This window comes from Streptomyces ortus (genome assembly GCF_026341275.1).
Taxonomy (GTDB): Bacteria; Actinomycetota; Actinomycetes; order Streptomycetales; family Streptomycetaceae; genus Streptomyces; species Streptomyces ortus.
In genome coordinates this window covers 380,162-393,067 of record NZ_JAIFZO010000001.1, presented here as the reverse complement: position 1 = coordinate 393,067, position 12,906 = coordinate 380,162, and the positions used below count along the sequence as shown (strand labels likewise).

Below are 12,906 nucleotides of genomic sequence, written 5' to 3'. Positions count from 1 at the left end.
CTGGATGATGACGAACCCTTTTGAGGATCAGGACGCCAACTACCTCGTTCTGAGGAACGAGGAGGGCCAGTTCTCCCTCTGGCCCACATTCGTCGACGTGCCGGACGGATGGGAGTCGGTCTTCGGAGAGGCAGCGCGTCAGGAATGCCTCGACTTCATCGAGAGGACATGGACCGACATGCGCCCCAAGAGTTTGCTGGACGCCACGAACGGCGGTTGAGCGGCCTCAGGTTCTCTTGGTCTCAGGTTCTCTTGGTCTCAGGTTCTATTGGTCTCAGGTTCTATTGGTCTCGCAACACCGGGTGAGCGAGAGGCATACGCCGCGCGTTCGAGGGTTCGAAGACGCACGAGAGCCCGGCCCTCAGCGGGCCGGGCTCCAGGTCGCGACAGTGCGGTACGGGCGAGAAGGGCCCAGTCAGCCTGGTCAGCCCTCCTGCGCCGGGGAGTTGCCGTCCGTCGCGAGGCTGCCGTCGCTGATCGTCTGGTCGACCGTGCTGAAGGTGTCCTGGAGGTCGAGCGTGCTGAGGCTGTTGAGGGCGTCACCGTCCAGGGAGTGGGAGGGGGTGACGGCCGCCACCACGAAGCCGGTGGCGAGGGAGGCGATGGCGAGCATGCTGCGCTTCTTCATGCCCCACTCAACTGCCGACCCGCCCAGGGGTCACGGTCGCACTGGCCGAAACCCACGGTCGGCTCTCCACCGAGTCCGCTGTCATCCGATGTCGTGCGCAGCGCGTCGGGCGCAAGTACCCGGGGAGCGCCGACCGCACAGGCGAAGGATCGCGTTGGCTCAATTCAACACAACCGCACGTCCCGCCCGGCTCGCACACTCCAAGACGCGAGGTCAAGGGTTTTGACGGAATATCGAACCACCTGGACGGACCACGACCGCCCCTCTTCCACCACAGTGCAACAGGTCCTACCGTAATCGCGCATGGATGACGCGGACATGCGGACATCCAACCGTTCGCGAGTACGGAGGAACGTAACGATGCGTCACCTTCCCACCCGCACAACTCGCCGAAGAGTGGTCGGAGCACTCACCGCGGGGCTGCTCGGCGCCTTGGGCCTGACCGGCACCTGGGAGCTGGCCGGTCCGGTCCCGGCCGCCGGCGCCGCGACACCGGCCACGTCGGTACCAGCCACGTCGGTGTCGGCCGGGCGGGCCCCGACCGACGGGCTCGCCCTCACCCCGCCCATGGGCTTCAACAACTGGAACTCGACGCACTGCCGTGCGGAGTTCGACGAGGCGATGGTCAAGGGGATCGCGGACATCTTCGTCGACAAGGGCCTCAAGGACGCCGGGTACGAGTACGTCAACCTCGACGACTGCTGGGCACTGCCCGCCCGTGACGCCGACGGCAAACTCGTACCGGACCCGGCCCGCTTCCCCGGCGGGATCAAGGCGGTCGCGGACTACGTGCACGCCAAGGGACTCAAGCTGGGCATCTACACCAGCGCGGGCACGAAGACCTGCAACGACGCCGGATTTCCCGGGGCGCTCGGCCACGAGTACAGCGACGCCCAGCAGTTCGCGGACTGGGGTGTCGACTACCTCAAGTACGACAACTGCAACAACCAGGGCGTGGACGCCAGACAGCGCTACACGACGATGCGGGACGCCCTGAAGGCCGCCTCGCAGGCGACCGGCCGCCCCATCGTCTACAGCATCTGCGAGTGGGGCGAGAACAAGCCCTGGGAGTGGGCGGCCGACGTCGGCCAGCTGTGGCGTACGACCGGGGACATCAGCGACAACTGGGGTTCGATGCTCTCGATCATGAAGCAGAACCTGCCGCTCGCGCGGTACGCCGGGCCCGGCCGGTGGAACGACCCCGACATGCTGGAGGTCGGCAACGGCGGGATGACGGACACCGAGTACCGCACGCACTTCTCGATGTGGTCGATCATGGCCGCGCCGCTGCTCATCGGCTCGGATCTGCGGTCCGCGTCCGAGAAGACCTTCACCGTCATCGGCAACAAGGAGGTCATCGCCGTCGACCAGGACCCGCTAGGCAAGCAGGGCGAGGTGCTCTCCTCCGAGGGCGGCCGGTGGGTCGTCGCCAAGGAGATGAAGGACGGCAGCCGCGCGGTCGCCCTCTTCAACGAGAGCGGCAGTCCGCAGCGGATCGCCACCAGCGCGCAGGCCGTCGGGCTGCCCGACGCCGACGCCTACACACTGCGCGACCTGTGGCAGCACAAGAGCTACAACACGGCGGGCACGATCTCGGCGACCGTCCCCGCGCACGGCACGGTCCTCGTCCGCGTCTCGGCCGACGGGCGGTGGGCCGGGAACCCGCCCGCCGTCGAACTCGGCGTGGAGGGCAGCACGTTGACCGAGGCGGGCAAGGCGACCGCCCTGGCGACGTCGGTCACAGACCTGGGCCGCACGCCCGCGAAGCGCGTCTCCGTCTCCGTGACCGGGCCCTCGGGGTGGAAGGTCAAGGCCGACTCGCCGACCACGGCGGGCTCGCTGCCGACGGGCAGGGCGTTGCGCACGAAGTGGACGGTGACCGCGCCCGCCGGCACGCCACCGGGGGCGTACGACGTGACGCTGAAGGCCGTGTACCGCTCGCCCGGCGGGGTGCGGGCCGAGAGCGTGCTGCCGCTGACGGCGACCGTCGCGGTGGCGCCGCCCTCCGGCACGTCGAACCTCGGCGCTCTGCCCTGGCTGTCGACGACCAACGGCTGGGGGCCCGTCGAGCGCGACACCAGCAACGGTGAGAGCGCGGCGGGGGACGGCGGGCCGCTCACGATCAACGGGGCCGTGTACGCCACCGGGCTCGGCGTCCATGCGGAGAGCAACGTCGAGTACTACACCGGCGGGGCCTGCGAGAGCGTCGGCGCGCAGGTCGGTGTCGACGACGAGGAGGGCGCCGACGGGTCCGTCGCCTTCGAGATCTGGGCCGACGGTACGAAGGTCGCGTCGACCGGGGTGCTCACGAACGCGGACGCGGCGCGGGCGCTGGTCGCCGACGTGAGCGGGGCGCGGGTGGTGCGTCTGGTAGTCACGGACGGCGGCGACGGGATCACGTCGGACCACGGCGACTGGGCGGCGGCGCAACTGACCTGCTGACCCACCGCCGCACTACGGCCGCACTACGACTGAGTGCGCGGCTCTGCGGTCTCCCGAGCCCCACCGGCCGCGGGCCGCGCCTCAACGGGAAGCCATCCCGGGGCGTGGCCCGAGGGGGCGCGGTGGTCACCCGGGTGCGCCCCGCCGTGGCTGAGCACGCGCAGTTCCCCGCGCCCCTTGACCCTGCCGACCACGAGCCACGCCACGAAAGGAAGCCACCCCACGGCACGGCCCCACAGGCGCGCAAACCGTCAAGCACGACCCCGTTGCCGCCGAGCGCGCAGTTCCCCGCGCCCCCAAACCCCACCGACCGCAAGCCACGCCACGAAAGGAAGCCACCCCACGGCACGGCAGGAAGGCACCCCGGGCTCGGGCCCCACGGGTGCGGCAGTCCGCCAGTGTCGGGCGGCCGTCGTTGAGCGCGTGGGTCCCCGCACCCCTCTGACGTGCGGGGAACCCGCGCCCTCAGCGCCGTCGGGCCCCTCGCGCCAAGAGCGGCGGGCGGCTCAGCCGACCGCCGCCGTCGTGGTCGGGTGGCGGCTCAGGGCGGCCGAGGCCGCGCCCACGAGGCCCGCGTCCGTTCCCATCTGCGCGGGTGTCACCGTGAGCCGCTGCACGAACGACAGCGTCGCGTAGTCGCGCAGAGCGGCCCGCAGCGGTGCGAACAGCACCTCGCCCGCCTTGCCCACTCCCCCGCCGATCACCGCTATGTCGATCTCCACCAGGGTCGCCGTGGCCGCGATGCCCGCCGCAAGGGCCTGCGCGGCCCGTTCGAAGGAGGCCGTCGCGACCGGGTCGCCCGCGCGGGCGGCGGCGGCCACGGCGGCAGCGGAGGCGTCGCCCTCCGGACCCGGCCGCCAGCCGCCCTCGACGGCGCGGCGCGCGATGTTCGGCCCACTGGCGATGCGCTCCACGCACCCCCGCGACCCGCACGGGCACGGGTCGCCGTCCAGATCCACACTGATGTGACCGATGTGGCCGGCGTTTCCCGTGGGACCCGGATGCAGCTTCCCCCCGAGGACCAGGCCACCGCCGACCCCCGTGGACACGACCATGCACAGCGCGTTGTCATGACCACGAGCTGCCCCCTGCCAGTGCTCGGCCGCCGTGATCGCCACCCCGTCGCCGATCAGCTCGACGGGCAGCCCGCCCGTCACGGCCCGCACCCGCTCGACGAGGGGGTAGTCGCGCCACCCGGGAACGTTCACCGGACTCACCGTGCCCGCCGAGGCGTCCACAGGACCGGCACTGCCGATACCGACCGCCGTGACCCCGCTCCACAGCGGCGAGGCGGTCAGCTCGCCCAGCACGGCCTCGACGGCCCGTATGACGATGTCGCCGTGCTCCTGCGCGGGCGTCGGCCGCTGGGCGCGCAGCAGGATCTGGCCGTGGCCGTCCACCAGCGCTCCGGCGATCTTGGTGCCGCCGATGTCGAGCGCGGCCACGAGGTCGGTGTGCATCAGTGTCAGTTCTCCCGATCGGATCCCGATGGACCATGAGGAAAGGGCAGGCCGGTCGCGCGGTGGGGAGAGCGGGCCGGAGAAAACGATGGACAGTCTCTCTCGCATCTGACAACGTTGTCCAGGCTCTATGCTCGACGCCACATCCCGATCCGGGTGCCCAGCGAGCCCGTCACGACCGACGCGGCCCCACAGGACTACAGGACAGGACAGCGCATCGTGGCCGAGACCACCCGCCGAACCGAGAGCCGCTACGGCAACCGCCCGACGATGAAGGACGTCGCCGCGCGTGCCGGGGTCGGCCTGAAGACGGTATCGCGCGTAGTCAACGGTGAGCCCGGGGTCACCCCCGACACCGAGCGCCGGGTGCAGGAGGCCATCGACGCGCTGGGCTTCCGGCGCAACGACAGCGCGCGCGTGCTCCGCAAGGGCCGCACCGCGAGCATCGGCCTGGTCCTGGAGGACCTGGCGGACCCGTTCTACGGCCCGCTGAGCCGGGCGGTGGAAGAGGTGGCCCGCGCCCACGGTGCCCTGCTCATCAACGGCTCCAGCGCCGAGGACCCGGACCGCGAACAGGAACTGGTCCTCGCGCTCTGCGCGCGCCGCGTGGACGGTCTCGTCGTCATCCCGGCCGGAGACGACCACCGCTATCTGGAGCCCGAGATAAAGGCGGGCGTCGCCACCGTGTTCGTGGACCGTCCCGCCGGGCAGATCGACGCGGACGTCGTCCTGTCCGACAGCTTCGGCGGCGCGCGCGACGGCGTCGCCCACCTCATCGCGCACGGCCACCGCCGGATCGGGTTCATCGGGGACATGCCCCGCATCCACACCGCGGCCGAGCGGCTGCGCGGCTACCGCGCCGCGATGGAGGACGCCGGCATTCCGGTGGAGCCCGACTGGATGTCCCTCGGCGTCACCGGCCCGGAGCGGGTCCGCCTGGCGGCCGAGACGATGCTCTCGGGCTCCTCCCCCGTGACCGCGGTCTTCGCGGGCAACAACCGCGTGACGGTCACGGTCGTACGGGTCATCGCCGAGCGCGCCCGCCCGGTCGCCCTGGTCGGCTTCGACGACATCGAGCTCGCCGACCTCCTGCAGCCCGGGGTCACCGTCGTCGCCCAGGACGCCGCCCAGCTCGGCCGTACCGCCGCCGACCGCCTCTTCCGCCAGCTCGACGGCTCGCTCGTACTGCCCGAGCGCATCGAACTCCCGACCCGGCTGATCACCCGCGGCTCGGGTGAACTCCCGCCCGCCGCCTGACACATGGGCGAGCCGCCGCACCACCTTGCCGACCGCACGCTCGAAGCCCTCGGTCTGGCCGTGGCGCCGCGCGAGGACCCCCTGGTCTATCCCGGCGCCTGGCCCGCGGAGTCGGGGCTGCTCGACGGGGACCGGCTGCTGCCCCTGACCCGCCGCACGTTCCCGGGCCGGGTACCCGTCCTCGCGGTCGGCTCGAACGCCTCTCCCGCCCAGCTCCGGCACAAGATGCGCCAGTACGAGCTGTCGTCCCCGATCCCCCTGGTGAAGGCGCGGGTCACCGGGCTGGAGATCGGTGTGTCGGCGCACGTCAGCGCCCTGGGATATGTCTCCGCCGCGCCCTTTCGCGCCCCCGGCCACACCCGGGAGCTGTTCCTCACCTGGCTGGACCCGGCCCAGCTGGCCGCGATCGACGCGAGCGAGGGGGTGACGAGGCCGTCGGGGGCGTACGACCGCGTGGTGCTGCCCTCGACCGGCTTCCGCGTCGAGCCGGAGCCGGAGCCGGACCCCGGTGATCCAAGCGATCCATATGATTCGGGCGATTCAGGCGGCTCGGACGGTTCGGGCGGCTCGGGTGGTTCGCTCGACGGTGTTCATCTCTACGTGAACCGTCACGGTGTCCTCCAGGACGGCACCGGGACTCCGCGCGTGCACCCCGGCGAGCGGCGGCTGCTCGCTCAACTGCTCGCCGAGTCAGCGGGGTTGCGGAAGCTGTTCGGGTCCACACCCGAGGAGTTCTGCTCCCGGGCGCGCGGCGACCTGCGGCTGTGTGCCGAGGGGACCCGGCTCTTCGCCCGGGAGGGGCGCACGACGGCTTCCGGCCTGGAGAAGTACGTACGCGGTCAGCAGACGGGCAGTCCTGGCACCGGCGAGTCGTTGTCACCGCCCTGGAGGTAGACGTCGCTGACGTAGACGCCGGTGTTGCCGCTGTCGTCGTCGGTCTTGGCCCACCAGGTGTTCGTCCACCTCCCGGAGGTCTCGCGGCGCCCCAGGTTCTGCTGGCAGTAGAAGTAGTTGGTGCCGGCGTTGAGGGTGCCCGCCCGCGCTCCGGCCGCGGTGTAGGAGGTCGCGGTCTTCCAGACCTGGCAGTTGTACTTGCCGCCGCCGATGGCATCGCAGGCCGCCGCGGGACTCGCACTCTCCCCGCCGCCCGAACTCCCGCCCGTGGTAGCGCCTTTGGTGGCTCCGGGCGAGGCAGCGGGAGTCTTGTCCGTCGCTTCGGCGTCCTCGGCGCGGTCGGTGTCCTCGGTCGCGTCCGCTGTGCCGCCCGGGGACGGCGGCTCCTTCTTGTCGTCCCGTTTCGTGGACTTCTTGTCGTCCGTCAGGTCGACCGAGCCGCGGGTGGCGCCCGGGGAGACGGCGTCGTCCGCGTTCCGGGAGGCCCCGGTCCGGGCGGCCGACCCCGAGTCGTCGGAGTCCGTGAGGTGGGCGATGATGACCCCGGTCGAGGCCAGCGCGACCGCTACGGCCGCGCCGACGAGCAGGACGCGGCCCCTGCGGCGGCGGGGCGCGGTGGTCGCGGCCGGGGCGGACGTGACCGGGGCGGCCGGAGTGGCCGGAGCGGCTGTCTGCGGTATCGGCTGGGGCGGCCCGAAACCCGGTGGGATCACCGGCACGCTCCGCTCGGTCGCGTCCCGTGCCGGAGGCGCGGGCGCCCTCAGTCCGCGTGTCGCCGAGTCCTGGCCGGTCGCACCCTGACCGACCGGGTCCTGGCCGGTCGAGTCCTGATCGGTCGCCGTCGCCACCGCTTCCAGGAGTTCGCTCGCGCGGTCGGCCTCCGGGCGGGACTCGGGCTGCTTGTGCATCAGCTGTCGCAGGACGGGACCGAGTGGCCCGGCCTGGCGCGGCTCGGGCAGCGGGTCGACGACGATCGCCGTGAGCGTGGACCACGTGGACGTGCGACGGAAGGGCGAGGACCCCTCGACGGCCGCGTAGAGCGTGGCACCGAGCGCCCAGATGTCGGAGGCGGGGCCCGGCTCGTACCCCTGGGCGCGTTCGGGTGCCAGGTAGTCCAGGGAGCCGACCAGTTCACCGCTGCGCGTGAGATGCGTGCTGGAGCCGTCGCCGGGGTCGTCCATCGTGGCGATGCCGAAGTCCGTCAGGACGACCCGTCCCGAGCGGTCGAGCAGGATGTTGCCCGGCTTCACGTCGCGGTGCAGGACTCCCGCCCGGTGGGCCGCGGCGAGCGCGTCCATGACCTTCGCGCCGATCCCCGCGGCCTCGCGCGCGCCGATCGTGCCGCGCTCGCGCAGGACGTCGTCCAGGGACGGCCCGTCCACCAGCTCCATGACGATCAGCGGGCGGCCGTCGATCTCCGCCACGTCGTGCACGGCGATCACTCCGGGGTGGCGCACCCGGGCCGCGGCGCGGGCCTCGCGCTGCATCCGCAGGCCCAGGCCGGCGAGTTCGGGTGCGTCCGCGTCCGTGTAGGTGCGCAGTTCCTTGACCGCCACCTCGCGGCCGAGCACCTCGTCGCGGGCCCGCCAGACCACGCCCATACCGCCGCGTCCCAGTTGCGCCACGACACGGTAGCGGCCGGCCAGCAGCCGTCCGGCGCCGTCCGGCTGTTCGTTCTCCCCGGGCCGGGTCCGCTCCCCCGGCTGCTGGTTCTCCCCCGCAGACACCGCTGCCCCGTTCCTGCCTGTGACACGTCAATGAAGTGGCGCCCAGCGTACGGGGTTCGGGCGGGGTGGAGCGCCGTGGGCAGCGGCTGTGACAGGGCCGCTACTTGGCCGAGACAGTCAGGTCGGCCCGCCTCGGCACGGCGAAGCCCTCCAGGTCCGCGCGGGTGAGGCCGGTCGCCCGCGCGACCTCCCCGACGTCGAGGGCCCCGCAGTCCAGGCCGCGCAGCAGATAGCCGCTGAGGGCCTTGGCGGTGGCGGGCTCGTCCATCACATCGCCGTCGGCGCGGTTGGCGTACGCGACGAGGCGGGCCGCGGCCTGCTCGAACCCCTCGCGGTAGAAGGCGAACACGGCCGCGTACCGCGTCGGGAGGTGCCCGGGGTGCATGTCCCAGCCCTGGTAGTAGGCGCGGGCGAGTGCGCGGCGGGTGAGCCCGAAGTGCAGGCGCCAGGCGTCGTGGACCTTCGCCGTCGGGCCGACCGGCAGCACGTTGGTGGAGCCGTCCGAGACCCGTACGCCGGTGCCCGCCGCGGCGACCTGCATGATCGCCTTGGCGTGGTCGGCAGCCGGGTGGTCGCTCGCCTGGTACGCGGCGGAGACCCCGAGACAGGCGCTGTAGTCGAAGGTCCCGTAGTGCAGGCCGGTCGCGCGGCCCCCGGCGGCCTGGATCATCCGGGCGACGGTGGCCGTGCCGTCGGCGGCCAGGACGGCCTGGCTCGTCTCGATCTGGATCTCGAACCCGATCCGCCCCCGTTCAAGGCCGTGGGTCTTCTCGAACTCCTCCAGGAGCCGCGCCATCGCGGTGACCTGCTCCGCGTACGTGACCTTCGGCAGGGTCAGCACCAGCCCGTCGGGGAGTCCGCCGTTCTCCATGAGTCCGGTGAGGAAGATGTCGAGCGTGCGGATGCCACGGTCGCGGACGGGCGCCTCCATGCACTTCATCCGGATGCCCATGTACGGGGCGGCCGTGCCGTCCCGGTAGGCCTCCGCGATCAGCCGGGCGGCCCGGGCGGCGGTCTCGTCCTCCTCGGCGTCGGGACGCGGTCCGTATCCGTCCTCGAAGTCGACGCGCAGGTCTTCGACCGGCTCGCGTTCCAGCTTGGCGCGTACGCGGGCGTACACGGGCTCCGCGAGGTCGTCGGAGAGGCCGAGGACGGCGGCGAAGGACTCGGCGTCGGGCGCGTGCTGTTCGAGGGCGGCGAGGGCCTGGTCGCCCCACGAGCGGAGGGTGTCCGCGGCGAAGGCGTCGCCCGGGACGTACACGGTGTGGACGGGCTGGCGGGTGCCGGGGTCTCCGGGGTAGCGGCGCTCCAACTCGGCGTCGACCGGGGCGAGGGAGGCGCTGATCTCCTCGCTGACGGCACCGGCGAGGCTGGTCGCCACCTTCTCCTGCTGACCCTGACCCATTCCACACCCTCCTGTTTTCCGCTCAGCGGAATCAACAATCCGTAGAGCGAAGTTATCCGCGACCCTACGGCTGGTCAACACCCTCATTGCACCCCCTTGTCCCGGGGGCCATCCCGGTGTCTCGACATGTTCACGCCCAACTTCGAGACTGCAAGGCGCACGACTCGCCCGGCATCCGTCGCAGAAACGGTCCGCACCACAGACCGGCACTGGCCACAGAAGGAGCATCCCGTGCCCCGTCACAGCCGAGTCACGCGCCGCCTGGGACTCAAGACCGCGCTCACCGCCGCGGTCGCCCTGCCCCTTTCCAGTACGGCGCTCTCCAGGTCGTCCGCCTCGGCGGACGACCGCCGTGGACAGCTGGAGGTCATGTCCTTCAACCTGCGGTACGCGAGCACCGCCGAACCTCACAGCTGGGCCGTCCGCCGCCCCGTCACCCGTGAACTGCTGCGCCGGGAACGGCCGCACGTCATCGGTACCCAGGAAGGCCTCTATCAGCAGGTGCGCGACATCGCCACGGATCTCGGCGGGCACTACGAGTGGCTCGGCACGGGCCGCGCGGGCGGCAGCCGGGACGAGTTCATGACGGTCTTCTACGACACCCGCAGACTCGCCCCGGTGGAGTACGACCACTTCTGGCTGTCGGACACGCCCGCCGTGATCGGCTCGAACACCTGGGGCGGCGGTTCCATCCGCATGGTGACCTGGGTCCGCTTCCGCGACCTGCGGGACGGGCAGCGGGAGTTCTGCTTCCTCAACACCCATCTGGACAACGCCAGTCAGCACGCACGCGCGCGTGCCGCGGCCCTGATCGCCGAGCGGATCGCGGGGCTCGACCGCTCGGTGCCCCTGGTGGTGACCGGCGACTTCAACGTCGCCGCCCACCAGAACCCGGTCTACGACACGATGCTGGGCGCCGGCCTCGTCGACACCTGGGAGACGGCGGCCGAGCGGAGCGAGCTGTACGCCACGTTCCACGGCTACCGGCCGCTGACCCCGGACGGTGACCGCATCGACTGGATCCTCGCCTCCCCCGGGGTGGGCGCGCGCCGGGCGTCCATCAACACCTTCTCCTTGGACGGGCAGTTTCCGAGCGACCACCTGCCCGTACAGGCGTCCCTGATCCTGGGCCGGTAGAGGCCCGGAACGCCGTGCGGCCCCCCTCGACCGTGCCGGTCGAGGGGGGCCGCACGCGCGGAGAGCGCTCAGCCCTTGCGGGTCTTGATCTCCTCGGTGAGCTGCGGGACGATCTCGAAGAGGTCGCCGACGACGCCGTAGTCGACGAGGTCGAAGATCGGGGCCTCGGCGTCCTTGTTGACCGCCACGATCGTCTTCGACGTCTGCATACCGGCGCGGTGCTGGATGGCGCCGGAGATGCCGTTGGCGATGTACAGCTGCGGGGACACGGACTTGCCGGTCTGGCCGACCTGGTTGGTGTGCGGGTACCAGCCGGCGTCCACCGCGGCGCGCGAGGCCCCGACGGCCGCGCCGAGGGAGTCGGCCAGCGCCTCGATGATCGCGAAGTTCTCGCTGCCGTTGACACCACGGCCGCCGGAGACCACGATCGCGGCCTCGGTGAGCTCCGGACGCCCGGTCGACTCGCGCGGGGTGCGGCCGGTCACCTTGGTGCCGGTGGCCTGCGCCGAGAAGGTCACGGACAGCGCCTCGACCGTGCCGGCGGCCGGGGCGGCCTCGACGGGGGCCGAGTTGGGCTTGACGGTGATGACCGGGGTGCCCTTCGAGACGCGGGTCTTGGTGGAGTACGAGGCGGCGAACACCGACTGGGTGGCCACCGGGCCCTCGTCGCCGGCCTCGACGTCGACGGCGTCGGTGATGACACCCGAGCCGATGCGCAGCGCGAGGCGGGCGGCGATCTCCTTGGCCTCGGCGGACGAGGGGACCAGCACGGCGGCCGGGGAGACGGCCTCGACGGCGGCCTGCAGCGCGTCCACCTTGGGGACGACGAGGTAGTCGGCGTACTCGGCGGCCTCGTCGGTGAGCACCTTCGCGGCGCCGTGCTCGGCGAGCGTGGCGGCGGTGTTCGCGGCGCCGGCGCCGAGCGCGACGGCGACCGGGTCACCGATGCGGCGGGCCAGCGTCAGCAGTTCCAGGGTGGGCTTGCGGACGGCGCCGTCCACGTGGTCGACGTAGACGAGAACTTCAGCCATGGGACTTCTTCTCTCCTGCTTGCGAAAGATGAGGGGCGGGCGGCGACTGCGGGGCGCAGATGCTGTGTCGGCCCGGGGGCGGCCCCGGACCGCCAGCCGTCAGATGAACTTCTGGCCCACGAGGAACTCGGCGAGCTGCTTGCCGCCCTCGCCCTCGTCCTTGACGATCGTGCCCGCGGTGCGCGCCGGGCGCTCGGTGGCGGAGTCGACGGCGGTCCAGGAGCCGCCGAGGCCGACCTCGTCCGCCTCGATCTCCAGGTCTTCGAGGTCCCAGGACTGAACGGGCTTCTTCTTGGCGGCCATGATGCCCTTGAAGGACGGGTAACGCGCCTCGCCGGACTGGTCGGTGACCGAGACGACGGCGGGCAGGGAGGCCTCGAGCTGCTCGGAGGCGCTGTCGCCGTCCCGGCGGCCCTTGACGACGCCGTCCGCGACGGAGACCTCGGACAGCAGCGTGACCTGCGGGACGCCCAGGCGCTCGGCGACCAGCGCCGGGAGCACGCCCATGGTGCCGTCGGTGGAGGCCATGCCGGAGATGACCAGGTCGTAGCCGGCCTTCTCGATCGCCTTGGCCAGCACCAGCGAGGTGCCGATCGCGTCGGTGCCGTGCAGGTCGTCGTCCTCGACGTGGATGGCCTTGTCCGCGCCCATGGACAGCGCCTTGCGCAGCGCGTCCTTGGCGTCCTCGGGGCCCACGGTCAGGACGGTGATCTCGGCGTCGTCCGCTTCGTCGGCGATCTGCAGGGCCTGCTCGACCGCGTACTCGTCGAGCTCCGACAGCAGGCCGTCCACGTCGTCACGGTCGACGGTCAGGTCCTCGGCGAAGTGCCGGTCGCCAGTGGCGTCGGGCACGTACTTCACGGTGACAACGATCCTCAAGCTCACGCCGGCTCTCCTACTGCATCGTCTTTTCTGGGCTGCCTGC

General features: G+C 71.9%; 11 protein-coding genes. 5 read left to right on the top strand and 6 right to left on the bottom strand.

The features are described 5' to 3' along the window. The first annotated feature begins 7 nt into the window (after positions 1-7). The gene (locus K3769_RS01575) at positions 8-220 is read left to right on the top strand and encodes an MbtH family protein (RefSeq protein WP_282566003.1); all 213 of its coding nucleotides are present in this window, start codon (positions 8-10) and stop codon (positions 218-220) included. 204 nt (positions 221-424) lie between these two features. On the opposite strand, the gene K3769_RS01570 is transcribed toward K3769_RS01575, so the two are convergent. Then, complete coding sequence (locus K3769_RS01570; RefSeq protein WP_267024589.1) at positions 425-628, bottom strand: hypothetical protein; 204 nt, start codon at positions 626-628, stop codon at positions 425-427. 360 nt (positions 629-988) lie between these two features. Between K3769_RS01570 and K3769_RS01565 the strand changes: the two genes are divergently transcribed. Continuing rightward, entirely contained in the window at positions 989-3,070 is a 2,082-nt protein-coding gene (locus tag K3769_RS01565; protein WP_267024588.1) for an NPCBM/NEW2 domain-containing protein, read from the top strand. Between the two features lie 506 nt (positions 3,071-3,576). Here K3769_RS01565 and K3769_RS01560 read toward each other — a convergent pair. Then, the gene (locus tag K3769_RS01560; protein WP_267024587.1) at positions 3,577-4,530 is read right to left on the bottom strand and encodes an ROK family protein; all 954 of its coding nucleotides are present in this window, start codon (positions 4,528-4,530) and stop codon (positions 3,577-3,579) included. Positions 4,531-4,749: 219 nt separating this feature from the next. Between K3769_RS01560 and K3769_RS01555 the strand changes: the two genes are divergently transcribed. Both K3769_RS01555 and K3769_RS01550 read left to right on the top strand, forming a co-directional pair. Continuing rightward, positions 4,750-5,787 carry a LacI family DNA-binding transcriptional regulator gene (locus K3769_RS01555; protein ID WP_267024806.1) on the top strand — a complete coding sequence of 346 codons (1,038 nt, stop codon included), beginning with the start codon at positions 4,750-4,752 and terminating at the stop codon, positions 5,785-5,787. Positions 5,788-5,790: 3 nt separating this feature from the next. Further along, complete coding sequence (locus tag K3769_RS01550) at positions 5,791-6,681, top strand: hypothetical protein (protein WP_267024586.1); 891 nt, start codon at positions 5,791-5,793, stop codon at positions 6,679-6,681. Here the strand turns inward: K3769_RS01550 and K3769_RS01545 are convergent. Continuing rightward, positions 6,627-8,408: a serine/threonine-protein kinase gene (locus K3769_RS01545; protein WP_372514842.1), complete on the bottom strand. Its 1,782-nt coding sequence runs from the start codon at positions 8,406-8,408 to the stop codon at positions 6,627-6,629. The genes K3769_RS01550 and K3769_RS01545 overlap by 55 nt on opposite strands. Before the next feature lie 100 nt (positions 8,409-8,508). Further along, positions 8,509-9,813 (bottom strand): DUF6986 family protein, encoded by a 1,305-nt coding sequence (locus K3769_RS01540; protein WP_267024585.1) that lies wholly within the window; start codon positions 9,811-9,813, stop codon positions 8,509-8,511. 231 nt (positions 9,814-10,044) lie between these two features. On the opposite strand from K3769_RS01540, the gene K3769_RS01535 reads away from it, so the two are divergent. Further along, positions 10,045-10,950 (top strand): endonuclease/exonuclease/phosphatase family protein, encoded by a 906-nt coding sequence (locus K3769_RS01535; protein ID WP_267024584.1) that lies wholly within the window; start codon positions 10,045-10,047, stop codon positions 10,948-10,950. A gap of 68 nt (positions 10,951-11,018) precedes the next feature. Here K3769_RS01535 and K3769_RS01530 read toward each other — a convergent pair whose 3' ends face one another. Continuing rightward, positions 11,019-11,981 carry an electron transfer flavoprotein subunit alpha/FixB family protein gene (locus tag K3769_RS01530; protein WP_267024583.1) on the bottom strand — a complete coding sequence of 321 codons (963 nt, stop codon included), beginning with the start codon at positions 11,979-11,981 and terminating at the stop codon, positions 11,019-11,021. A 99-nt stretch (positions 11,982-12,080) separates the two neighbouring features. Further along, entirely contained in the window at positions 12,081-12,866 is a 786-nt protein-coding gene (locus tag K3769_RS01525; RefSeq protein WP_267024582.1) for an electron transfer flavoprotein subunit beta/FixA family protein, read from the bottom strand. Positions 12,867-12,906: the final 40 nt, after the last annotated feature.

Coding starts and splice junctions, on each gene's coding strand:
- K3769_RS01575 (WP_282566003.1), top strand. CDS start 8: ATGACGAACCCTTTTGAGGATCAGGACGCCAACTACCTCGTTCTGAGG.
- K3769_RS01570 (WP_267024589.1), bottom strand. CDS start 628: ATGAAGAAGCGCAGCATGCTCGCCATCGCCTCCCTCGCCACCGGCTTC.
- K3769_RS01565 (WP_267024588.1), top strand. CDS start 989: ATGCGTCACCTTCCCACCCGCACAACTCGCCGAAGAGTGGTCGGAGCA.
- K3769_RS01560 (WP_267024587.1), bottom strand. CDS start 4,530: ATGCACACCGACCTCGTGGCCGCGCTCGACATCGGCGGCACCAAGATC.
- K3769_RS01550 (WP_267024586.1), top strand. CDS start 5,791: ATGGGCGAGCCGCCGCACCACCTTGCCGACCGCACGCTCGAAGCCCTC.
- K3769_RS01540 (WP_267024585.1), bottom strand. CDS start 9,813: ATGGGTCAGGGTCAGCAGGAGAAGGTGGCGACCAGCCTCGCCGGTGCC.
- K3769_RS01530 (WP_267024583.1), bottom strand. CDS start 11,981: ATGGCTGAAGTTCTCGTCTACGTCGACCACGTGGACGGCGCCGTCCGC.